General features: G+C 65.9%; 19 protein-coding genes. 4 read left to right on the forward strand and 15 right to left on the reverse strand.

All coding sequences use genetic code 11. The features are described from left to right. Positions 1 to 485: 485 nt before the first annotated feature. The 3 genes from ACFC1F_RS10715 to ACFC1F_RS10725 form a co-directional block, all read right to left on the reverse strand. Positions 486 to 1,235: a LuxR C-terminal-related transcriptional regulator gene (locus tag ACFC1F_RS10715; protein WP_376157121.1), complete on the reverse strand. Its 750-nt coding sequence runs from the start codon at positions 1,233 to 1,235 to the stop codon at positions 486 to 488. Positions 1,236 to 2,625: 1,390 nt separating this feature from the next. Beyond that, positions 2,626 to 4,341: a UvrD-helicase domain-containing protein gene (locus tag ACFC1F_RS10720; RefSeq protein ID WP_376157122.1), complete on the reverse strand. Its 1,716-nt coding sequence runs from the start codon at positions 4,339 to 4,341 to the stop codon at positions 2,626 to 2,628. Then, positions 4,331 to 6,163 carry an ATP-dependent endonuclease gene (locus tag ACFC1F_RS10725; RefSeq protein ID WP_376157124.1) on the reverse strand — a complete coding sequence of 611 codons (1,833 nt, stop codon included), beginning with the start codon at positions 6,161 to 6,163 and terminating at the stop codon, positions 4,331 to 4,333. Before ACFC1F_RS10725 ends, ACFC1F_RS10720 begins: the two co-directional genes overlap by 11 nt. A 362-nt stretch (positions 6,164 to 6,525) precedes the next feature. Between ACFC1F_RS10725 and ACFC1F_RS10730 the strand changes: the two genes are divergently transcribed. Both ACFC1F_RS10730 and ACFC1F_RS10735 read left to right on the forward strand, forming a co-directional pair. Next, positions 6,526 to 6,939, forward strand: coding sequence for a hypothetical protein (locus tag ACFC1F_RS10730; RefSeq protein ID WP_376157126.1), 414 nt, complete (start codon positions 6,526 to 6,528; stop codon positions 6,937 to 6,939). An 82-nt stretch (positions 6,940 to 7,021) separates the two neighbouring features. Further along, on the forward strand, positions 7,022 to 7,969 hold the full coding sequence (locus ACFC1F_RS10735; protein WP_376157128.1) for a hypothetical protein: 948 nt from the start codon (positions 7,022 to 7,024) through the stop codon (positions 7,967 to 7,969). A 138-nt stretch (positions 7,970 to 8,107) separates the two neighbouring features. Here the strand turns inward: ACFC1F_RS10735 and ACFC1F_RS10740 are convergent, their stop codons facing one another. From ACFC1F_RS10740 to ACFC1F_RS10790, 11 genes are all read right to left on the reverse strand, one after another. Continuing rightward, positions 8,108 to 11,185 carry a type I restriction endonuclease subunit R gene (locus ACFC1F_RS10740; protein ID WP_376157130.1) on the reverse strand — a complete coding sequence of 1,026 codons (3,078 nt, stop codon included), beginning with the start codon at positions 11,183 to 11,185 and terminating at the stop codon, positions 8,108 to 8,110. A gap of 3 nt (positions 11,186 to 11,188) precedes the next feature. Continuing rightward, positions 11,189 to 12,337, reverse strand: a complete 1,149-nt coding sequence (locus tag ACFC1F_RS10745; protein WP_376157132.1) for a hypothetical protein — start codon at positions 12,335 to 12,337, stop codon at positions 11,189 to 11,191. Positions 12,338 to 12,389: 52 nt separating this feature from the next. Next, positions 12,390 to 13,955: an N-6 DNA methylase gene (locus ACFC1F_RS10750; RefSeq protein ID WP_376157133.1), complete on the reverse strand. Its 1,566-nt coding sequence runs from the start codon at positions 13,953 to 13,955 to the stop codon at positions 12,390 to 12,392. A gap of 295 nt (positions 13,956 to 14,250) precedes the next feature. After that, on the reverse strand, positions 14,251 to 14,817 hold the full coding sequence (locus ACFC1F_RS10755) for an ATP-binding protein (protein WP_376157135.1): 567 nt from the start codon (positions 14,815 to 14,817) through the stop codon (positions 14,251 to 14,253). 150 nt (positions 14,818 to 14,967) lie between these two features. Continuing rightward, positions 14,968 to 15,702 (reverse strand): methyltransferase domain-containing protein, encoded by a 735-nt coding sequence (locus tag ACFC1F_RS10760; protein WP_376157136.1) that lies wholly within the window; start codon positions 15,700 to 15,702, stop codon positions 14,968 to 14,970. A 35-nt stretch (positions 15,703 to 15,737) separates the two neighbouring features. Next, positions 15,738 to 16,424: a class I SAM-dependent methyltransferase gene (locus ACFC1F_RS10765; RefSeq protein ID WP_376157138.1), complete on the reverse strand. Its 687-nt coding sequence runs from the start codon at positions 16,422 to 16,424 to the stop codon at positions 15,738 to 15,740. Positions 16,425 to 16,465: 41 nt separating this feature from the next. Beyond that, positions 16,466 to 17,833 carry a hypothetical protein gene (locus ACFC1F_RS10770; RefSeq protein WP_376157140.1) on the reverse strand — a complete coding sequence of 456 codons (1,368 nt, stop codon included), beginning with the start codon at positions 17,831 to 17,833 and terminating at the stop codon, positions 16,466 to 16,468. 2 nt (positions 17,834 to 17,835) lie between these two features. Continuing rightward, entirely contained in the window at positions 17,836 to 18,600 is a 765-nt protein-coding gene (locus tag ACFC1F_RS10775) for a hypothetical protein (protein WP_376157142.1), read from the reverse strand. Between the two features lie 43 nt (positions 18,601 to 18,643). Continuing rightward, positions 18,644 to 19,228, reverse strand: coding sequence for a hypothetical protein (locus ACFC1F_RS10780; protein WP_376157144.1), 585 nt, complete (start codon positions 19,226 to 19,228; stop codon positions 18,644 to 18,646). Positions 19,229 to 19,366: 138 nt separating this feature from the next. After that, a complete protein-coding gene (locus tag ACFC1F_RS10785) occupies positions 19,367 to 19,666 on the reverse strand; it encodes a hypothetical protein (protein WP_376157146.1) in 300 nt (99 codons plus the stop codon). A 78-nt stretch (positions 19,667 to 19,744) separates the two neighbouring features. Beyond that, positions 19,745 to 20,254, reverse strand: coding sequence for a nucleoside-diphosphate kinase (locus tag ACFC1F_RS10790; RefSeq protein ID WP_033346890.1), 510 nt, complete (start codon positions 20,252 to 20,254; stop codon positions 19,745 to 19,747). Positions 20,255 to 20,679: 425 nt separating this feature from the next. On the opposite strand from ACFC1F_RS10790, the gene ACFC1F_RS10795 reads away from it, so the two are divergent. Together ACFC1F_RS10795 and ACFC1F_RS10800 are read left to right on the forward strand one after the other, a co-directional pair. After that, a complete protein-coding gene (locus ACFC1F_RS10795) occupies positions 20,680 to 21,345 on the forward strand; it encodes an NUDIX hydrolase (protein ID WP_376157148.1) in 666 nt (221 codons plus the stop codon). Beyond that, on the forward strand, positions 21,342 to 21,755 hold the full coding sequence (locus tag ACFC1F_RS10800) for an NUDIX hydrolase (protein ID WP_376157150.1): 414 nt from the start codon (positions 21,342 to 21,344) through the stop codon (positions 21,753 to 21,755). Before ACFC1F_RS10795 ends, ACFC1F_RS10800 begins: the two co-directional genes overlap by 4 nt. Before the next feature lie 169 nt (positions 21,756 to 21,924). Here the strand turns inward: ACFC1F_RS10800 and ACFC1F_RS10805 are convergent, their stop codons facing one another. Then, positions 21,925 to 22,677: a hypothetical protein gene (locus ACFC1F_RS10805; RefSeq protein ID WP_376157152.1), complete on the reverse strand. Its 753-nt coding sequence runs from the start codon at positions 22,675 to 22,677 to the stop codon at positions 21,925 to 21,927. Positions 22,678 to 22,772: the final 95 nt, after the last annotated feature.

Raw genomic sequence — 22,772 nt, forward strand, 5'->3', positions numbered from 1 at the left:
GCCGCTCGCGTGATTCCGCCCCGGTGAAAACACCACGGAATTTCGCCGTGGGCCCCGTCAGGAGCAGGATCGACGCTAGGCCAGGCGGGCGGCCCACGACCATGGCGGAGTCCGGAAGTTGACACCGGACGGCCCCGGTTCCGGGTTTCGGCGTGGTTTTTGACAGCTTGCGGACTCGGGCGGCCCGCACCCCGTCGCCCGGGAGCCGGTCCCGGCGCGCTCGGGCGGAGCCCGGCAGGGCGGCGGCGCGCGCACCGCTCCCGGTCCGCCGAAGGCTTCCCCGGTTCCCCCGCAGGTATGCCTGGGATCGGATGGGATCGGATGGGGATGGCCTGCCCCGTCGCCCGGGCAAGGACTCCACACCGACCCGGCCGCTCTGCTGTACGGCGGGCGGGGACATCCGGATCAGCCGCAGCTCCACCGCTCCGGGCAACGGCAGGTGCCCGGGCCGCCGGCCCGGGCACCGTCAGTCAGTGCACCGTCGGTCAGGGCACCCTTCGGGTGACCACGCCGGTCGGCTGCAGTCCGAACTCGGCCGCGATGATGCCGGCCTGGAAGCGGGAGTTGGCGCCAAGCGCTCCCATCAGGTCCGCCACGTGCCTGCGGTAGGTACGGGTCGAGACGCACAGCTCCCGCGCGGCCGCCTCGTCGGTGTACCCCTCGCTGAGGCAGCGCAGCACCTCCTTGGCGAAGCCGTTGCGGAACCGCTCGCTCACCAGCGGTGTGGCCCGCCGCCAGGCGCCGGCGAACAGCGCGTTCAGCGTCCGCACCACGGCCGGGGAGCGGACCAGGGTCGCCTCCGTTCCCGCTCCGTCACCCGGCGACGACTGCATCAGCGCCACCTCCCCGTCGACCAGGACCGCCCCGTGCACGGGAGCATCGGTGACCCGGAAGTCGAACGCCGAACACGCGTCCTTGTACTCGCCGAACCGCTTCAGCTCGGCGACCTCCCGCGAGCAGAGGACCTGCAGCCGGACCCCGTCGGCCAGGCCGCCGCAGTCACGGACCGCCGATTCGATCAGCTCGATGGACTCGGGATCGGACGGCAGCAGAATGCCGATCAACTGTTTCGCCGCGGCCAGGCACTCCCGCAGCGCGCGACCCGCGCCGCCGAGATCCGCGGCCGGCACCAACTGTGAGCGGTTTTCGGCGGCACACTGCAACTGCCGCTGAGAAACGGCATATTCGAGCAATGCCTGCATTTCGGCGAAGACCTGCGACATTTCATCTGCCACTTCGAGGTCCTCTACGCGTGAAACACCTTTACGAGTTGACATGAGCAAAATTCCCCCACCGGCCCTGCAGACTCGCCATGAGCGGATCAAATCCCTTTACAGGGAAGGGGCTTGAGCAGCGCCGGAGTACACAATCCCCCACCAATGAGCTTCGCAGACACCGGGATTCGCCGTCAACCTCCACCGTTCCCCCATGATCATTTCAGTAAATGGCCCTCCGCCCCACCGGGACCGCCCCACCGAAGCCGCTCGACCCGCCCGCATACCGATTCCAGCCAGGCAGGCGCCCGACCTGGATTTGAGCGGAGGTCCGCAATCGGGGGCCGGCTCCGACCGGAAGAGAGGAGCCGATGCCGGTCTCCCGCATCAGCTCCGCGGCCTGGCGGCGGTGGATGAGCAGCGAGACCCGCGCACTCCGCGCGCCGACGTCATCGGCGTGCCCGGCGCGGAGGTTCTCCAGCCCCTGCAGGGCGGACTCGGAACGCAGAGCAGCCACACCTCGGCACCGGCTCGGGCCACAGCCGTGAGATCGCCCGCCGCCACCCGGGCCACCCCGGCCGGGTCCGCTGCGCTCGACCGTCCGCCCCGACCGGAAGGTCGGGAAACCTGTACGAGATATTCCACATTTCCCCCGTTTTTGCCGTGCACCCTGGATGCCGACCGGCATCGGGACAGGCGGACCGGGGGCGAATCCCATGAGAATGCCCTGAAATCCCCGGAACTGCCGACCCATTCCACCGGGGACCGCTCCTTCCGCCCCGACTGGCCCCGGCCGGCCCCCGACACCCAATCTGTTCCGAATTCAACCGACCTGAAGAACCATGAACACCCGGGGCTCCGATGATGCTCGCCAGTCACGCAGACCTCTTGAGCAGCCCGTCGAAACGCTACCCCGCGCCCCGTTCGAGCGTCAACGCGCTTCCAGCCGGAGAGTTCTCCTTGGAATTTGAACATCCGTTTACTAAAGAATTAAACGACCACGAGCCCGAAATCCCGCCCACTGTTTGTGGCAACCACCTGCACGGCCCCGGCTCCGCGTCGCGGCGCGGAGCGCCAGAGCTCCGGAGCACCACCCGCCACCCCGCCCCGGACACGCAAAAGCCCCAGGTCACGGCGAGTGAGTCCTGGGGCTTCTACAGAGCCGCCTGCGGGATTCGAACCCGCGACCTACGCATTACGAGCCGGAGGGCGATCATGCTGGCTGCTGCCACCGTCGATCACCTGATGACGAACCCGCAGGTCAGCGCGTTTCACGGTGATCCACGATCCCGCCCGAACCGGCACGTGCTGCCCCGTCCGCTCACGCACCGCTCACGCAGAGGCGCCCGCGCTCGAGGGCGCGCACCTGTGCCTTCATCGCGATCGGTGGCGGGTCGGCAGCCCTCGCCGGTCAGGGTGTACGGGTGCCGCAGAGGGCCTGGCCGTCCTGGGGTCGCACGAAGAGGACGAGTGAGCGCGCCCTGGTAATAGCAACACGGAGGAGGCGGCGTTGCGCCAGGATCCGTTCCGCATCCCAGGTGGGGTCGAGCAGTCGGCCCGCATATGGGCCTTCGTAGATGACGACTCCGTCGAACTCCTTGCCTTTTGATCGGTGCATGCTCATCAGGGATACGGGCTCGATGGGCTGCTGCGAGGCGGTGAGGGCTTCCGCGCCGAGGACTGCGCGTACGGCGGCGACAGCACCGTTGTAGGAGGCTGTTCCGTCCCAGGAGTCGGTCAGGGCCCAGGCGAGGGCGTCGGTGGCGTTCAGCAGGCGCAGAAGCCGGGCGTGCTTGAGGACCTCGGCAAGTTCGGCGGACCCGGTAAGGCGGGCGCGGGCGGTCTTCCAGTCGGTCACGGGCTGCCCGGTAAATGAGATCCCGGCGTCGTAGGCCGCGACGAGCGCATTGACGGTCTTGGACCGGATGGGCTTGCCTTCGACCAAGGCGGCCAAGCCGTTCTCCATCGTACTGATCTTGTTGCGGGCGCCAGCGGTGCCGTTGGCGAGCTTCTCGCGGTAGAAGTCGGCGATGCTCCGCGCGGTACTGACGACGGACTCGGTGCGCGTCAGGCCGGGCCACTCCATGATGGATGCGACTGTGTAGCCTGCGGCGGCGGACAGCTCGGGATCCCATTGGAGTGCGTGGTCGACGGCAGGGATCGTCCCGCTATCCGTCTGTCGCTCCGTCGACAGGGCCTCGGAGACGGACCAGAGGATGGAGTTGACGCTGGCGAGGATGGCGATGGTGGGTGTCCGGCCGAGCCGTTCGGTCAGGTGCTTGCGCATGGCGTCAACGCCTCGGTGGACGACCACAGGCCCGGGGACACCCCACCCCGGGTTATAGGTCGAGGTGAAGACGCCGTCGGCCTTGGGGCGTGGGACATTGCGCAGGACGGCATTGGCGAAGTCGAGCAGCCCTCCTGCCGGACTCCGGTGGTTGTCCTTGGACAGGTCGAACTGCCTCGGCTTCAGGTGCTCGATCGCCTCGTCGAGGCGTCCCTCCTCGACACCCTCCAGGTGGCCGAAGATCCGCTGGTCGGGGTCAGCGAGGCAGATCACGGTCGAGGTGGCACTCAGCGCCTTGACCACGCGCCACTGATCGGTGTTGGTGTCCTGGAACTCATCGACGATGATCAGTGGATAGATGTTGCTGTAGAGGGCCCTCAGGGAGGCACTGCGCTCCAGCAGGTCCGCAGTCGCGCCCGCTAGTAGATCGAAGACATGCCTGCCTTCCTCGGCGGCAAGCCTGCGCCGCTCGGCATCCCAGTCCCCGTCGAAGTCTGCTTTCAGCTGCCGCTCACGGTCGGGGGCGATGAACCTGGACGGCTGGCCGGTAAGCAGCCGGCCGTGGCTTCGGACGATCTCAAGGAATGAGGCGTGGAAGGTCTTGACCTCTAGCCGTTCGCGTGCGGTGCGATCGAACACTCCGGCCATACGGTCAGTGATCTGGCGAACCGCGGCTCTCGAAAAGCTCAGGAAGAGCACGCGCTGCTCGTCTTCAAGGGTGTCGAGTATCTTCCGGGCTTTGAGGAGCGCGATCGACGTCTTCCCGCAGCCGGGCCCGCCGACGATGACAAGATGGCCGGCAGAGTCGAGGATCTCCTGCCTGACCTCGTCAATCCTCATCGGGCGCGCCCGCCAGCGTTCCGTCCTCGCCACCCGTGGCTTCGGTGATGGCCCTGGAGCGGAGGTCGTTGTCGATGGCGAGCAGGAAGTCAGCCAGGACTGCCGGCAGGTCACTGCGGCTCTTGCACTCGGCGATGAGCAAGGCACCGTACCCGTCGCCCTTGCGGGCTGCGAGGACGGCAGCGGTCAGAGAGCTAACCTGCTCTTCGCTAGCCCCGGCCACCGGGCGTGCACACCCGCTGGGATAGTCGCCGCGCTGGGCGACCGCGTCGAGGAATCGCCGTTGGACATCCACGGGAACTTCCGCAACCAGGAGACTCTCGACCCCCTTGTACGCGAGTTCCTCATAGCGCGTGAAGTCAGTCGTTTTAGCAGCGAGCGCCGGTGTCAGCGGCTTGTTCGGCTGGTCGTGAATGCCGTAGACCGGCTTGTTCAACGCCTCGAAAACCGGCGCGAATAGCGGCACGTTGACGTCGCTCTGGGCGTCGAAGACGGTGATACCGGCGAGGTCGATGTGCACGTAGTCAGGCACCGCAGGGTCAGCCTCAAGGACGTCCGACACGGCAGGGAACAGCGCCGCCTCCGTGGCTCCCTCGACCACCAAGACCGCGCGGGCCAGGATTGCTTCGGCGAACTGGCGGCGATACAAGCGGTACTTGCTCGGCTTGAAGTCCGGCGGAAGCGCGATGCCCCGGCTGGTCAGTGCGCCCTGCCCGTCCCGGGTGATGACGACTGTTCGGGAAGGTTCGAACTTCTCGATGACGTAGGGCGAGTGGGAGGTGACGATGACCTGGCCCATGTTCTTCAGGACGAAGTCCACCAGTCGCCGCTGGGCGTGGGGCGGCAGAGCGATCTCCGGCTCCTCGATCGCGAAGATCACTGACTTGTCGCCCTTGAGCTCGGCGATGTAGGTGAGCAGAGCGAACACCAGGAGGTTCAAGGAGCCCGTGCTGAGTCGGTTGAACGGCACCGAGTGGGTGCTGGGCTGTGTCGCAATGAACAGACGCAGGACCTCGCGCAGATGCTCCCGGGTGATCTCCGAGGCGCGGAAGTCCACCGGGTCGGGAGCATCACCCAGGGCTACGAACCGGTTGATCCGCTCGTGGATCTCGGTCCGGATCTTGTCGAACCCGGAGTCCGCGGCAGCGATGGTGACCTGGTCCAGAGTGCGTAGAGTGCTTTCCCAGAGCGGTCCAGCCAGCTCGGCTTCCAGGCGGACGATGGTGTCCAGCAATGAACCGCGCTGGAATGTGAGTGCACGATTCCCGGTCCGGTTGGGCCGCAGGTAGAGGAAGCCGCAGTGCCTCTTGTCGGCGCGGGTGAACGGCTTCAGGCCGGCGCCGAGTGCCGCTGTGTCGTCGGCGGTTGGCTCGTCCGCCAGGTTCTCGGGGTGGGCGAAGAAGGTCCCCCCGACGAAGTCGTCCTCCTGCGGGTCGTAGCGGCCGCAGAAAACCACGGGCAGACACCACTCGCCCGTATCGGCCGCATCGAGGCCGTTCGGGCCAAGGTCGAGGAAGTCGTTGGCCTGGCGCGACCACTGACGCAGATGACTGCCGAACCGTCGTTGGGCAACCTCCGACAAGTCGGTGAGGACGACCTCGATCCGGACCTCGGGCAACTCTCCGTCGTGCTCCTGGTACTGCGCGCCATAGAAGTCGTACTCGTCGATCACCGGGCGCCGCGCCATCCGTTCGGGCCCCAGGACCAGATCCAGCGCTTCGCAGATGGTTGACTTGCCCGCGCTATTGGACCCGGCCAGCAGACAATGGCCGTTGAGGGAGACGGTCCCTTGCCTGATGCCACGGAAGTTCTGCAACTGCACCCGCCGGACCTGCACGCACCGCCCCGCTCTCCAGGGCGCGGACGGCCCTGAGCCGTGTTCCTATGCTACCGCCGCACGCGCAGTCGGGCAGCGATGCGCCGAAATTGTACGAAAGTGTACCCGGCGCAGCTACCAGGCGAGTGAGCTGCGCCTTGGGCAACTGACGCCAGTACGGGCCGGATCGAAAACCGTTGCCGGCAAACCGTCAGCGAGAGGGCAACCTCTCCGAGCTCGGCACGGAGGCGCGATGGCCTGGATGTCACCTCGCCGCCACGCCAATCTGGACATTTCGATCTTCAGGCCCTCGCTGGGCTGCTGCTGGCTAGCATCAGCACAGCCTGTCATTCTTCTAGGGAGTGCGAATGAGCGAGGAGCTGGGCCAGCTGGCCGCATCTGCCGCGAACACGGTTGTGACCCTCATGCTCACAGACGCTTGGAGCCGTTGCCGCTCGGGCGTCATCTCACTCTGGCAGCGTTTCCGTCCAGAGCAATCTGATGGTGTGGCTCACGACCTGGATGACTCCCAGGCTGAGCTTGAGCGTGCCCAGAACCTCGGCGACACAGAAACAGAGCAAGAACTCCTGGCCCAATGGAGTGGACGGTTCCGGCGCCTCCTCCGGGACTTCCCAGAAGCCGCGGATGCGCTCGATGCACTGAGGGGCGAAGACGGCAGTTCGAACGGAAGTGCGCGAGGTGCAGTGATCCAGCAGATGGCTGTTGCGAGCGGAAAGGGTTCTCGCGTCTATCAAGCCGGCGGCAGCCAGATCAACCACTGACGCGTTCCACGGGATGCAGCGAGAGGCCTGATCGATAATGCCGCCGCACGATCGGCAGGACCCTGTTACCAACGATGCAGGGGTGCAACAGACCGCCCGGGTCTCTGAGGGTGGGGAAGTAAACCAGCTCGGGCACGGCACACAGATCAACGGTCTGTCAGGTAGCGCAGCGATCGGGCTCGTAGTGGCGGCAATGTCCATCGCACTAGCCGCAGCCTTGGCATTCACGATGCTCAAGAGCCCGGGGAACTCCCGATCAGGATCACCTGCAGCCTATACTGGCAAGCAGTCTGCCCAAATGTCGTCCAGTGCATACCCGGGGAGTGGACAACTGGCGGGATCGGCAAACGGGGTAAAAGTGGTCCTCAGTATGCCGAGGGAAGGAGGGCTCGATGCCTCCAAATACCTGCCTACCGATGAGGAGGAGCGCGAGTACTTCAACAAAATTGGCGCGGCCGCTGAAAAGCCCGACTATTCCGCCTTCGCGGCCAGGCAGCACCTCGTCCCCGTTGGCAGCGACTCGTACAAGCTGACGATCACAAATGCCAGCGACTCGGAAATTCGAGTCGTTAATATCAGGCCGGTCCTCCTGCAGCGCGAGGCGCCCGTAAATGAGGTCCTATATTACCCTTGTTGCGGTGCGGGCGGCGAGGAGAGCGTAGTCGCCACCCTAAATCTCGATGATCCTCAGCCATATCTGGCACAAGGCATGGCAGACTACTTTGCAGGACACTCTGTCCCTATCAGCCCGGGCGATGCTTTCGACATCTTCATTCATGCCAAGACGCTGAAGTACTATTGCACTTACTCTCTTGACGTGCAGTACATTGATTCGGCTGGCAATCCGCAGCATCTGGAAGTTCTCCGCCCGGATTGGCGAACTGGCAACCGGGCGCCGTTTGAAGTGACTGCGATGCTTGCCGTCGGCGGAACGTACCAGCGCGAATATATGCCCAAGCTCCCAGGTCCAACTGCAAGTTGGCGAGATGGCTATTACGTGCGTTCCGACAACCAGCTGGTACGCGACTGAACGGGCTATGGCCCATCCCGATCTTCGAGATGGGCCTACCGGCGACCTCCCTCTGTGGGCTGGACAAGCTGGAGATCAGGGCTCGCCTGTGCGACGGGGCCCGGTAACCGTCACAAATTGCCAGGCCCCGTGCATTCATCAGTCGACGAGGTAGTGGGCTTCGATGTAGGCGACGGTGGAGTCGTACGGCTCCCCCACTGGCTTCAACATGTACCGGCGGAAGACCGCGGCGGTGGCACGGCGGACGCCTCGATTACGAGCGTCGGCGTTGTCCCACGACCGGGCGAGGGTTCGGGTGACCACCTGGTCGATCTCCTCAGCCAGATTCCTCTCAGTGACTGTGAGGCCGCCCGGTGCGTGGTCGTGGATGATCCGCGACAGGACACCCACGTGGTCGTCGTCCAGCACGACGACAGCCGTGTCCGGGTGCTTCTCGGCGTCAACGACGGCGCGGGCGACTCGGAGTGCTTCGGCCAGGAAGTCCAAGGCATCCTGAGCGTTCTGGATGATCCGATCCCGAAGCTGCCTTATCCGCTCCGCGAGGGCGGTGTACTTCGCGGACCCCGGTTCGACGCCCTTGTCCAGGGCGGCCTTGATGTGGTCCAGGATCTCTGCCGCGGACGGCGGAGTCCTGTCCTCGCTGTCGCCCTTATCGGGCTTGGGGCGGACAAGAGCCAGCAGTTCCTTGAGGATTGCAATGCCCTGGGCGTCCAGAACGAGGGCTTCCTCCTGGGAGGCGGCCACGGAGAACGAGTGGACGTGGGCGTTGATGATCTCCAGGACCATTGGCCCCAGCTCGCCCAGCCGTTCCTTCCGCTCCTCGTCGGAGGACTTCTTGAACAGGGTTGTGTAGACGGACCCGAACAGCCCGAAGCCGTCCCGGTACTTGGTGATTCGCTTGTCAGTGTTGACGAGCGGGTACAGGCGGGCCAGTAGCCGATAGTCCTTGGCGAATGCTTCGGCGGCGGCGGGATTGGTATCCAGGTAGACGTTGATGGCTCGTACGGACTCGTATCCGTGGACCGTCAGGTCTACGCCGTCCACGGCCACGAGGAGGTCTTCGATGCGCTCGAAAGTGCTGCGAAACTCCTTGACTAGCACGCCTAGGTTGGTTACGAACCCGCCGCCCTTGCTGGCGCCCTTTGACGTGGGGTCGACGACGGCCCGCTGGACCTCCTCGCCGAGGCCGATGTAGTCCACGACCACGCCGGAGGTCTTCACGAACCCGGTCGGGGACACCCAGGTCCGATTCGGACGGGTGATCGTCTGAAACAGGCTGTGGGCCTTCAGCGGCTTGTCCAGGTAGAGGACGCCCTCGTTGGGGGCGTCGAATCCCGTCATCAGCTTTGCGGTCACCACCAGGAAGCACAGGGGGTCGTCCGGGGTGAGGAACCGTCGCTTCTGATCTTCTTCGTCGGCCTCCGAGAGCTGGAACGGCTTCATCGCCGCGACTTCGTCCTTGGCGTCCGAGACGGAGATGTTCACCTCGGCGGTGATCCGGTCGTGCTTTCCCACCGCGGCAAGCGCTTGTGATGCCTCGAAGCCCGCCAGCAGCTCGTTGATTTTCTCCATGTAGGCCACGGCCAGCTCACGGTTGTAGGCGACGACCTGGGCCTTGAGGCCGTTGCGGTAGGCGCCGGCCAGGTAGTGGTCCACGACATGCTGGCAAACCGTGTGGATGCGGTCGGGGTTGGCGAATACCGAGGTGAGACGCCCAAACTTGCGGGAGAGGGTTTCACGGTCCGGGTCGTCGAGGTCGAACTCGTCGGCGAACTGGTCGAACTCGGCCTGCAACGCCTGGTCGTTCATCTCGAAGACGACCGGATGGGGGTGCAACATCACTGGGACCGTCGCCTCGTCCGTCAGGGACCGCGACACCGAGTAGCGGTGCAGCACCCTGCCTGGGTCGGTCTCCTCACCGAACAAGGCGAAGGTATCGGTGGCGAGGTTTCGGACGGGGGTGCCGGTCATGCCGAAGAACTTCGCGTTCGGCAGCGCTGCGCGCATCTGCCCGGCCAGAGACTTGTCCTTGTCGGACTGGGTGCGGTGCGCCTCGTCGACCAACACGATGATGTTGCTTCGGGTCGACAGGTTCTTGCCGGCGTCGGCGAACTTGTGGACAGTCGTGGAGATGACACCACGCACATCATCGGCGAGCAGAGAACGCAACGCCTGGCTGGTGGCGGGCTTGTGGAAGTAGGCATCCCCCATGGCAGAGGTGAACACGCCGGCGGCATGCCGAACGAGATAGTTCCGGTCCGCCAGCAGGATGATTGTGGGGGAGTCGGTCCGCGTGTCGGCCAGCAGCAGTGCCGCGGCAAACACCATCAGCAGCGTCTTTCCTGACCCCTGGTGGTGCCAGACCAGGCCCTTTGACCCACCTGCCAGGACCCGCTCATGGATCAGGTGGGCGGCCTCCATCTGTGGGTACCGGGGCAGGTACTTGATGTCCGCCCCACCCCCGGCAGTGTCGAAGAGGACAAAATTGGCGAGCATGTCCAAGATCGTCGCCGGGTTCATCAACAGCTCGACGGAGCGTTTCACGTCGGCCTGCCCGGACAGGTTCTCGTCGTCGTCAGTGGACCGGAACGGCTGCCACAGGTTCGTGGGTGCTCCGGCAGCACCGAACCTCAGCTTCAGCCCGTCTGAGGCGACGGCGAAGACGTTGGGGGTGAAGAACCAGGGGTACTCGGTGGCGTACACGTTGTTGATCTCGTTGGCGGCGTCGACCCATCCGGACTTCGCGGTCGGTGACTTCACCTCGGCCACGACCAGGGGCAGGCCGTTGACCCAGTACACGAGGTCGAACCGGCGAGAAGTCTTGCCGGGGACGGTGATGGTCACCTCGTCCGACACGACCAGCGTGTTGGCGGTCGGGTTCCCGAAGTCGATGACCTTCAGGGCCTGCCAAACGCCGTCTGCGTCTCGAAACTCCTTGTGTCCGCGTAGCAGGCGCACCACTTGCTCGTTGGCCCGCACCAGCCCGCCTTCGACGGCATTGACCGTCGCGACGATCTCCTCGACCACACCATCCACGTCGAACCCGCCGATTACCCCAGGGTTCAACCTGACGATGGCATCCCTCAGTTGGGAGACGATCACCGTCTGGGTCATCTCACGCAGCAACGCCCGCCCTGCGGTGAAGCCCCAGCCCATGGGGAGGGACCATTGGATCATTAAGTTCTGGAACTCGCGCTCTCGAATACCCTTCGCCACGGCTCAGACCTCCAACTCGGCGGACTCGATGTCGATGGTGCGATCCAACAACCCAGCCAGCAGCCCTGCCCGGACCGAACGGAGACGGTGCGCCTCGGCCCTGGTGGTGGCGACGACATCGCTCATCGTGTCCAGCTCCGAAGCAATCCGCTCCTGGGTTACTACGTCTGGAAGGCGCACCGGCATCCGTACAGCACGCATGGCAGTGATGTGCTTGATGTTGGTGCCTCCTGCAATGTCGAGGAACGTGCCCGACTCGTAGGCCCACAGGCACCAGTGGTGCACGAACGCCGGGACGCTGACGCCCCCGATGGCTCGATACCGCATGAGCGTCTTCTGGAAGCAGATTGGTTCCGCCAGCTCTCCACGCCACATCGCCGGCATACCGACTGCGGAATGGCTAGCGCTGCCTTCGGACACGAGGACATCGCCGGGCACCAGGCCAAACACCTCGCGTTCCTTCGGGTCGAAGTTCATCTCCAACACGTCGGTCAGGTCGAGGGTCCCGTACCCCACGTTGGCGGAACGCAAGTACGGCGTCATGTGAGGCCCTGTGGCGTACTTCGGCGCCCGCTGCCGCCCCATCGTGATCTCGAACGCCTCGTCAGCACGGACTGCCGGAGCGGCCTGGTCGTTGACCAGTTCAGCCCGAAGTCGGCGCAACACCAGATGCATTGCCTCGGCCTCAGCGTCGAGTGCGGTGATCTGGTCGTCTATCGCACCGATGACCTCGACGATCCGCTCTTGCATGGGTGCGGGCGGCAAGGTGACGGTTGCGGCGTAGAACTCCTTCAGACGGACGTTCAGCAGGCCATGGGAACGCGCGCCCTCCCGGAGAGTGCCAGCGAGCGAGCCGAAGAACTGATCCGAGTTAAGGGCAAGCCCCAGGTATTCGGGAAGCGCAGCCCCATCCTTGGCCTCGAACACGAAGTACAACGGGGAGACGATGCCCGGCTCGTCGCTGAGGTTTCGAGCCACTGTGCCGTAGGCAGCCGACTTCGACGTGCTCTTGTTGTAGACGAACTGCCCAGGTGCGACAACGTAGTAGCCCGAGGTGTCTTTGCTGGCGACCTTCTTCGTAAAGAACGACTCCTGCGCGATCAGCCCGTGCTCGGCGGAGACGGTCAGGACGTTTTCGTTGGCCCCGGCCACGTTCCTAGTCGTGACACGCGTGACGACATCCGATAGCGCGACCTGCCGCCAGTCACTCATCGAAGCCCTCGATCCCGGCGGCAGCGAGGACGGCGAGCATGCGCTCTTCGGCCTTCTGGCGCTCAGCACGGGCAATGTTGTAGGCATCGATGAGGGTGCCGAGGTCTTCCTGCTCAGCGGCGGCCTGCTTGATATAACGACCGATGTTGAGGTCGTACTCGTTCGCCACGATCTCCGTGGTGGGGACGAATCGTGCCGGAAGTGCGCCTTCTCCGCCGGGGTCCACGGGGTTGCCGTCTGCGTCGAATTTCGACTTGTAGGCGGCTACGACGTCGGCGATGTCGGCAACGGTGAGGATATTTCGATTCTTGGCCTTGGTGAACCGCTTGGAGGCATCGATGAACAGCACATCACCCTGGCGCTCCTTGGTGCCGGGTGCACGGAACACCAGGATCGCCGTGGGGATGCTGGTGTTGTAGAAGAGGTTTGCAGGCAGGCCAATGACGGCTTCGAGCAGGTCGTCGTCCAGGACACGCTGGCGGATGGCTGCCTCCTGGCCGCCGCGGAAGAGAACGCCGTGTGGCAAGACGACGCCGGCGCGCCCCTTCTTCGGGCCCATGCTGGCGATCATGTGTTGCACGAACGCCCAGTCCGCCGACCACTGCGGGGCGACCCCGCCAAGGGCACGCGGGTCCTTGCTCCAAGGCTTCCACTTCAGGCTGTAAGGCGGGTTGGCGACGATCACATCGAACTGTGCGACGGACCCGTCCGACTTCTTGAAGCGCGGGTCCTTCAGGGTGTCGCCAACCTCGACCTTGAAGTCGGTGAGGTTGTGCATGAAGAGGTTCATGCGTGCCACACCCGCAGTGTCCGGTACGGCCTCCTGCCCGTGCAGCTTGAGCGTGTAGCCACGCTTGTTGCGGGCCTTCAGGAGGTTCGCTGAGGCGATGAGCATGCCACCCGACCCACACGTCGGGTCGTACACCGATTCGCGGTTTTCGGGGTCCAGGACCTCGACGATCAGCTCGACGACCTCGCGCGGGGTGAAGAACTGGCCGGCGCGGGTACCGGACCCGTCAGAGAACCGCTTCAGCAGGTACTCGTACGCCCCGCCGAGCACGTCGTAGGACATATTGCCCTCGTGCATCTTCGGGACTCGGTCCATTGCCTGCATGACCGCCGCCAGGACCTCCCCCGACAGCACCTCTTCGGCCGTCCAAGTCATGGCCCCGAAGATGCGGGAGAACTTGTCTGGGTTGGCTGTTTCGATGGCCTGCAGGGAAGCGCGGACCCGCTGGCCGAGGCCCGGCCGGGTGATGGTGGCGAGGATGGACGCCCAAGAGGCACGACGCTCTTGGACGGTGCCAGGGTGGATGAACGGGATGTCGAACGACTGATAGTCGCGATACTCGATCTCGTGGGCTTCTTCGGCGGAGTAGTCCAGGCCCTGGTTCTCGGCCTGGAACTCCTGACGGCGGTACTCCCAGGTGTCCGACAGGTACTTCCAGAACATCAGCGGGAAGACGACCGACGAGTACTGCGCTTCGGGCATCGCCACGCGCAGCTCGTCGGCGGCGTCCCACAACCGGTTCTCGATCTCCTGCTGGGTCACTGCCATCAGTCGGTGGTGTCCTTGCTGGTAAAAGGGCGGCGACCCGAAGGCCGTAGTGTTCCTACTGGTCACCCGGGCGGGGCGTCGCGATCCCTACGCGGACGACTTGCCAACGATAGCCCTCCCCCAGGACAACCCCGTTTGTTGATCTTGCTTCCGCCTCGGCACGCTGCCGCCTGAGTCACGCCGTCGAATTCCTCCGCCCGACACGCGCCGTGGGACCGTCCGATCTGAGAACCTGCCCGACCTCAGCTCCACACACTCGGGTCAGGGGCACTCTCGTTCAGGCTTCCCTGTGTAGCTACAGCTCACGTAGTCCGACTAGCACTCTTCCGATCAATAACGGGTCGGAGATCGGGCCCGTGGCTGCGCTTGGCTGCCCATGCTTCTTGGCCTGCCCTGTGCGGCCCGGACCGGACCGCCCGGAAGCGTGAAGGAGAAGTTCCGCCCAGACGACCTTCCCGACCGCCGTGGCGGGGTAGTAGTAGCCCCAGCGGTTGGCCATCTCGCTCACCAGGAACAGCCCGCGTCCGCCAGTGGCCTCCACGCCCACCTCTCGCCGTACTGGCGGCCGGGGGTCGTGGTCTGCGACTTGGACGAGCAGGCCCGTTCCCGTCAACTGGAGGGTGAGGGTGAACGTGTTGACGGTGGACAGGCTCGAGTATCCGGTGCTCTGCGGCTCGTTGTCGGCCGGATGCCGGACCGCGTTGGTGGTGAGCTCGGAGACGATGAGGTTGGCCGTCTCGATGACAGCGCCCGGAATCTGCCACCGGCGCAGGATGTCGGCGGAGTGCCGGCGGGCCCAGGGCACGGCGTTCGGGGTATCGGCCAAGGTCAGGTGGCTGATGTACGGATGGCCTTGAGACATGAGGTGCCTCCCGCTCGGGGCTGCGTAGGCGTGCAGGTGCCTGCTGTTGGCGTTGATCAGTGGTCCCGCCGTCCCGTGGTGGCCGGGTTGCCGGCCACCACGGTCAGAGGTCCTGTGCGCTCCCGTGCGGATCGCTCGCGGGCTACGCGGCTACTTCGTGGCGACCACGTAGACGCTGGCCCACTGGCGCTTCGGGTTGGCCATCGTGGGGTCGAAGGTCCACGGCTCGACGGTGCGGAAGCCCGCCTCGGTGAAGAGCTGGGTGAGCTTCTCGTGGTCGTACGCCCAGTAGTGGGGGTTGTAGGTCGGGTCGTCGTCCTGGTCGCGGAAGACGTAGTTGATGAGGTCGAGGTAGGTGTTGATGTCGTCTCGGCACTGCCGCTTGGCGTACCACCGGTCGATCATCTCGGCGGCCCGGTCCGGTGGCGCCGGGTACTGGTTCAGAACGAAGGCGGCGTCGGGGACGCCGGTGATGAGCTGTCCGCCGGGCGCGAGGACGCGGTGGGCCTCGCGGGCGTAGGACTTGGCGGAGCGCGGGTAGTCGATGTGCTCCAGGAAGTGCTCGGAGAAGATCGTCTCGGCGCTGGCATCGGCGAGCGGGATGCCCTCGCGTATGTCCCACAGGAGGTCGGCCGGCGGGACGATGTCGATGTTGAAGAAGCCGTCGACGCGGTGTCCGCCGCCGCCGATCTGGACCTTGGCGGGGCTGGGCTTGAGGACGCAGTCGGGCAGGGCGGCGACGCTGGCCCGGTGGTGGCGGTGCAGTTCGACTTCCTTGACGGTCGCCCGGAGGGTTCGGGCGAGGCCGTGCGTGGTCGCGGGTGAGTCGAGGGCCTGGTCGAGTTGGGCGAGGAGGGCGGTTATCTGCTGGTCGTGCGGGCTCATCGAGGGTCTCCCTTCCTGGGGCGCCTGGGTGGTGGTCAGGTGGTTCGCGAGCTGAGCTGGTCGATCTTCCACAGGCCCAGCCCGTTGCCGGGGTGGTGCCGGCCGCCGTCCGTGAAGTCGGTGTCGAAGTGCTCGACGGGCTCGGACAGGTGGAACGGGGCCGCCTGAAGGTTGAGCGGGCGCCAGTGGGTGTCCGTGGTGTCGCGGTTCTCGGCTTCGCCGACGTAGGTGGTGGCGAGCAGGTAGGTCGAGCGGCTGGCCGTCACGCGGTCGAGGAACGTGAGCACCTCGTGGTGGGTGAGGTGGACGAGGCAGTCCCGTGCGATGACGAGGTCCGCTGCCGGGATGTCGTCCCTGCTCAGGTCGGCCTGCCGGAAGGAGATGCGCTCGCTGCCGTGCCGTTCCTGGTTGAGCTGGACGAGGTCGGGGACGACGTCGAGGCCGACGTAGCCGTCCAGTTGGTCGAACCCGTCGACCTGGCGGATCCAGTTGACGTCACCGCATCCGGCGTCCGTGACGGTGCGGATCGGGTAGCGTGCGAGAACCGAGGAGAGGGCGGATCGGACGGCCTCGGTCTGACGGATCTCCGAGCCGGGACCGGAGACCGACTCGGGGGATCCCCAGTGGTTGGTGCGGTAGATCTCGGTGAAGAGCATCTCGGCCGGTTGGGTGGGTACCGGCCAGGCAGTGGTGGACTGGGTGGCGGGGCCGTGGGTGGGCATGCGTCTCCTCTGCGAGCGGTCGTCGAGGGGCGGGGCAGCGGTCAGCGGCTGCTGTTGCGCATGAGCGTGTACTTGATGTCGACCAGGCGCGGCGCGATGCTCAGCGCCAGTTGCTCGGTCGGGTGGAGGTGCCCGGCGTCGTCCGGCTCGGCACGCCAGACGCGGTAGTCCAGGTTCGGGTAGGCCGGGTTGATGCCGATCTCGCCCTTGGGCATCGTGCCGTTGAACGGCACGACGATGTCCATGTGGTTCCAGTAGTTCCAGGCTTGCAGGGCCTTGTGCTGGTCGAAGTAGAAGTAGAAGTCGGGGTAGCGGCCGAAGCTGCGGAGCTCGCGGTGGATGAGGTGGCCGAGCAGCGGGCCGAGCTGGGTGGCGAGGCTGTCGAACTCCCAGCGCGTGCGGTGCCAGGCTTCGGGCACCTGCCCGCTGGTGAAGAGCCGGGCCGCAACGAGGTAGCTGATCCGCTCGACCATGTACGCGCGGGCGTGGTCAGCGTCGATGGTCGGGTCCACCAGCTGCAGCAGTGCCGCCAGTTGCTGCGGGCGGGGACGGAACCTGGCGAGGTTGAACTTGCCGGCCATGTCCGGGAAGGAGGCGAACAGCATCTCCTTGTAGAGCCAGTTGTTGAACTCCCCGAGGTCGGCCAGCTGCCGGGTTCGTGCAGAGGTGGAGTGGAGCATCAGGTACTCGGCGATGGCCTCGAAGTAGAGGTAACCGAGGATCGGCAGCCGGGGGATGGCCGCATCCAGTAGCTGCAGGAAGCCTTCCGTGGCCACGGTCGAGCCCTGGTAGACGATGCCGGCGGCCAGGGCCAGGAACGCGGCCGAGTTCTTGATCCGGCCGACGACGGTCTCGCGCAGGTGGTGTCGCTCGGTCTTGCTGAGCAGGTACTCCAGGTCGGTGTAGATCTGCAGGTGGATCGAGCCCAGCCGCAGGTAGTCCACGCCCGCCAATCCGCGGTACGCCTGGGGCGGCGCGGTGATCTCGAAGATCAGCGGTGTGGGTGCGCGTCCGCCCAGGCCGACCCTGGCGAGGGAGGCTGGGGCCTCCTTCGTGAGGACGTAGGCGGCCAAGTTGTGCATGCGGAAGCCGTGCTCGGTCGCTGTGAGCGGCGCGCAGTAGATGCTGCCGACGAGGCATCCGCCGGAGGGGTAGAGCACCCCCTCCTCGCTGATCTCTTCCAAGGCGTGGGTGACGTGGAGCAGGTGCAGCTTGCCGTCGCTGCCCAGGCTGTCGAAGAGCGCGTTCTTGCGGAGCAGGCTGCCGTTCGGTGTCTCGTCGGTCAGGCGCTTGTGCCAGGCGGCCGTCTGGTCCGCCAGCGGGCCGTGCTGCCCGGTGTCGGGTAGCAGCGCGGAGTCGAAGAAGGCGTGCGCGTCGGCCCACAGGTCGTAGGCGTCGCGGAGGCTCACGGCTACACCAGTCCCTTCTCGGCGAGCGCGTACAGGACGGATTCGGCGCTGCTGGCTCCGGCGAGGTGCGCGGTCTCGGAGACGGCGACGAGGTCGAAGGCCACGGCGCGGAACTGGTCGAAGGCGGGCTCACGAACGTGTCGCGCGTCGGGCCACCAGCTGAGCTTGGGCAGGCGGTAACGGTCGAGCGCGTCTGCCGCCTTGACCAAGTCGCAGATGAGCCCGGCGCGGTGGTAGTCGGCCTGGTCGTCCATGCAGAAGGCGCCGTACGGCACGTCGTGCAGGCGGGTGGCGGTTGCTGCCTGGATGATCCGCCGGGGCGTTGCCACCAAGCCGAAGTGGGTCCAGACGGTGTCGGCGTTGGCGGCCAACCAGACGGCGGCACGAGCACCGTGGCCACGGTCGTCCTGATCGTGCAGGCGCTGGCAGTCGTGGACGGCTGCTGCCAGGACGACCGTGGCGGTCTCGGTGTCGTCCAGCTCGTGGATCTCAGCGAGCAGAGCGGCCAGTGCGGCGGTCCGCATGCTGTGCCTGAGACCGTGGAGCGAGTCGTGGAGGCGAGGCTCCGCCAGCCACGTCGCCGGAAGAGCGGACCGGCTCAGGAGGTGCTTCGAGGCCGGCCGCAGGGGCGGCGGCCAGGCCGCGCCGAGGTCGGGCCGGTTGGCCTTGATCCACTCGACGGTGGCCGGGTCCATGTACTGGTGGTGCGGCAGCTGCCTTCGGGCAGCCAGGTCGACCAGACTGGTGGTCGTCGGGGTCGTGCTCATCTGTGCCCACCCCCTTCTGGTGGTCCACCACGGTGACGTGCTCCTACCGGATCGGCGCGGCCTGTGCCTCGCGGGCCTTGCGCTCCTGCTCGGCGGCCTCGAAGGTGGCGGCGAAGTCGGCCAGCTCCTGCTCGCTCATCAGCGTCACGCCGAGCTCGGCGGCGACGTCGACGATCTGGGCGGACGCCTCGTCGCGGGCGGCGTCCGAGGCACCGTCGTCGAGCAGCACCTCGAACTCGGCGTGATAGCCCCATGCCTCGCTCCACTTGAGGGCGATCTCCACACCCTGGAAGCGGAAGTTGTGGCGGAAGTTGAACGCCTCGTGCATCGCGGACTCGAAACCGAGCGCGTTGAACACCTTCACGGCCGCCCGGACGTCCTCTCGGGCGATCGCGAATTCGGTCTCGTGGAAGGCGGCGCCCTGGCCGATCTTGCTGCCCTTGAGGGTGATCTTGGCGGTGCCGGCAGCCGTGTTGTCCGTGACCTTCAGCAGCTGCTCGGGCAGCACGTAGAAGTAGATGTGCTTGGCGTCGTCGCCCAGGTCCTCGCCGTCCTTGCGCAGGCGGTCCATGAGCCGGGCGTGGGTCTCCTTGTCGAAGCGGGCGCGCATCTCGATCTCGACAGCCACGGTCGTGTCTCCTCGTTTCAGGCATGGCGGATCCAGCCGAACCAAGGCGGGGTGGTCCGGATGGGCGGTATGGAGTTGGTGGTGGAGCCGGGTGGTGCGGCGGGCCGTCACTTCACCGGCCGCACCACCCGAGATGGATCAGCCCAGGTCGCCGAAGCGCTCGCGGATCACGCCGGCGTGCAGGTAGTTCGGCAGCGGGACGCCGCCGACCGCCACGCGGGTGGTCGCCACCTGGTTCTCGGTCTCGTTCGGGAAGCCCTCCAGGAGCTGGAGGCACTGCTGGACCCACTCGCGGGACTTGGGCCAGTCCCCGGCGTCGCGGAGGCGGACCGCCAGCGCGTAGGCGGTCTCGGTGGCCGCCCAGCGGTCGGTCGCCAGCTCGCGCTGGAAGATCGACTCCAGCTCCTCGGCGGAGGCCAGGCGGGTCTGGTTGGTCATGGTGCCCTCTCAGATCGGACGGTGGTGCCCCGGTGGTGGTCAACGCAGCGGCGTCTCAGCGGTGACGCCGCGATCGGCCTAGTTGGTGAAGATCTCGGCCAGCGTGCGGTACTCGTGCAGCTCGTCCTTGTCGAACCACAGCTCGACTTCCTGCGCGGCCTCCTCCTTGTTGCCGGAGGCGTGGACCAGGTTGGCCACGGCCTTGCCGACTGCCACGCTGCCCGCGGAGCTCATGTGCGAGAGGTCACCGCGGATCGTGCCTGCCGGAGCCTGGTTCGGGTAGGTGCTGCCCACGATCTTCCGGACGGTGGCGATGGCGTCGTAGCCCTCCAGTACCAGGGCGATAACGGGCCCCTGCTGCATGAAGGTGGCGGTGAGGTTGTAGACCTCTGCCCCGAGCCGCTCTTCGAGGTCGAAGTAGTGCTTGCGGGTGAACTCCTCGTCCATCCACTTCATCTTGACGCCGACGATCTTCAGTGCGGCGTCCTCGAAGCGCGAGATGATCCGGCCTCCGAGGCCGCGCACCAGCGCGTCGGGCTTGAGCAGGACGAGCGTGCGCTCGACCGTGTGGACCTGGTCCTCGGCCATCAGTTCCCTTTCAGCTTGCTGGCATTCAGACATGACGAACGATCAGCCCGTCATGAACTGAGGTTACCGGCGCTGGCGAGCCACTTTCGGCGCTCCGACCTACCCCCCGAACGGGTGAACCCTGCGCGGTTCGGTGGCATTAGATCCGCCGCCCTGTCGGCACGGCGGTCTCGCGGGCGCAATCGCCCAACTCGCTGTCCTGCTTGGGGTACTCACCTAGAATCTCCGAGGGGGTCGGCGTGTGTGTCCTGTTTGCTCCCAGGCGCTTCCAGAGCTCAAGTTGCCTAGATGAGCCTGGCCTTGGGGTGCCGACCGCAAGTCTTCCGGTATCCACGCCGCGCAGCGATGAAGTGTCAGTGCAGTCGATGTGCATCTTCGACGCACGCCTCCTGCACTGCAGCGACCACGACGGAGAGGGAACGGCGTTGGACGTCATCGAGGTCTGGAGCGGTCGTTACGCCTGCCTGCTCCAGTCCGCCCTCCGCCTCACCAACGAGGCTTTCGCCAATCAGCTCGGGATCGCGGTGAGAACGGTGGCCGCGTGGCACGCTGACCCGTCCGTCGTACCGAGAACCGAGATGCAGCAGCTCCTCGACGCCGCGCACGAGAGAGCTACCGACGCCGCCCGTCAGCGCTTCGCCCTCCTGGCAGCGAAAGAACGCGGCGACGGAGCCTCCGTGTCCGGCACGCCAGCTGCGCAAGCCCTGCGGGTGGCCATCGCAGTTGTCCTCCGGCAGGGCGACGTGCTGCTGGTCTGCCGGCGCGACGACGACGCGTCCGGGATCAACTGGCAGTTTCCTGCTGGGGTGATCAAGCCCGGCGCGAAGCCGGAGACCGCGACTGTCCGGGAGACGCTGGACGAGACCGGGGTTCACTGTGCCGTCCGCAGGAGCCTCGGCAGCCGTGTCCACCCCGTGACCGGCGTGCTGTGCGAGTACTTCCTGTGCGAGTACCTGGCTGGCGAGGCAACCAACAGCGACGCCGTCGAGAACGTCGACGTGATGTGGGTTCCTCGAAACTCGGTGGCCCGCTTCATCGACGCCGATACGATCTTCCCACCCATCCTGGCCGCCCTGGAGGAGCAGACGTGACACAGCAGACTGCGGAGGAACGCCCGGGTATTGCCGCCGCGATTGTGGTCCATGAAGGCCGCGTCCTGATGGTGAGGCGGCGGGTGAGCGAGGGCCAGCTCTCCTGGCAGTTCCCGGCTGGTGAGATCGAGGCCGGCGAGTCGCCCGAGGAGGCGGCTGTCCGTGAGACGGCGGAGGAGACCGGACTGGGTGTGGCCGCCGTCAAGCTCCTGGGCGAGCGGGTGCATCCGAAGACCGGTCGGCTGATGTCGTACACGGCCTGCGAGGCCGTCAGCGGCACCGCCGAGGTGGTCGACACGGACGAGCTGGACCAGCTCGCGTGGGTGGCTCTCGCCGAGATCCCCGAGTATGTGCCGTACGGACTCTTCGAGCCGGTTCAGGCGTACCTGGACACCGCGCTAAAGAACTGACCAACATCGACCGGAAGGGTCCGGTGGCGACCACCAACTGCTGGCAGCCCACCGGACCCTTGGCATACATCACTCAGTCGACACGTTGGTGATAAGGCCTGTGGATAGTTGAGGACTCCCAGGCGCGCGGCAGGCCCGGCAGGCGAGGAGCGCTTGAGGGGGACGGACCCTAGAACGTGGGCGCATTCTTCCAAGTTGTCGACACCAAGCTTCCCGCCGAAGTGTTCTTCAGCAGACCCTCCCAGCCAGCTAGCGTCATCTTCTTGGACCAACGGAGCTGACCTGTTACGGAGATTCGGTCCGCCAGCCCGTGCGTCGTCAAGACGGCAAACTGGACCAGGACGCTCAGCGCGTTCGTAGCGTGATGCGAGTGGATGGCGATCTTGTTTCCCGGCGTCAGCGTCACGATCCCCGGGTAGGCCGGAGGCTTCTGAGCCTTGTCTTGGTGAGCGAAGCCGTGGCGGACCTTGACCATCGCGTCCAAGAAATCAGAAGCATCAGTGCCCTGGTACTGCGTGGCCCCGACACGCCAAGCACTGCCCTGTCCGAGCTCGGTGGGAGCAACCTGCACCAGCCAGTCCCAGTCAGTTGTCGGGTCGTACCGGAAGAAGGTCCAGAAGAGCTTGCGTAGGTTGTAAGGGCTCGGGGTCTGAACCATCCCTTGCTTGCCGTCGATCTTGTACCAGTTCAGCGGCGGGGTTGCCTGCGGATCGAGTGGCTGCGCCGTCAACGCGAGATCCTCACTGAACGCTTCGAGGGCTCCGACAGTCGCCACCACGACGGCACGGTTGAGGGAAGAGTGCTCCTTGCCGGGCTGCCCACCACCGGGCTTTCCCTGAGCCCGGCGATCTGCGGTTGTCTTCTGGAGCCGCTCCTGGATCACATCATGTATGAGCTGAGCGTCGCCCATGTAGTCGATCATGCGGTCCAGCGGGAGCTGGAGGGGGTGCAGTGCCATTCGGTGCCTTCCACGCAATGCCGAGAGCCTGCAGCGCATGCGATTCACCATGCAGGCTG

The organism is Kitasatospora sp. NPDC056181, from assembly GCF_042266225.1.
Classification (GTDB): domain Bacteria; phylum Actinomycetota; class Actinomycetes; order Streptomycetales; family Streptomycetaceae; genus Kitasatospora.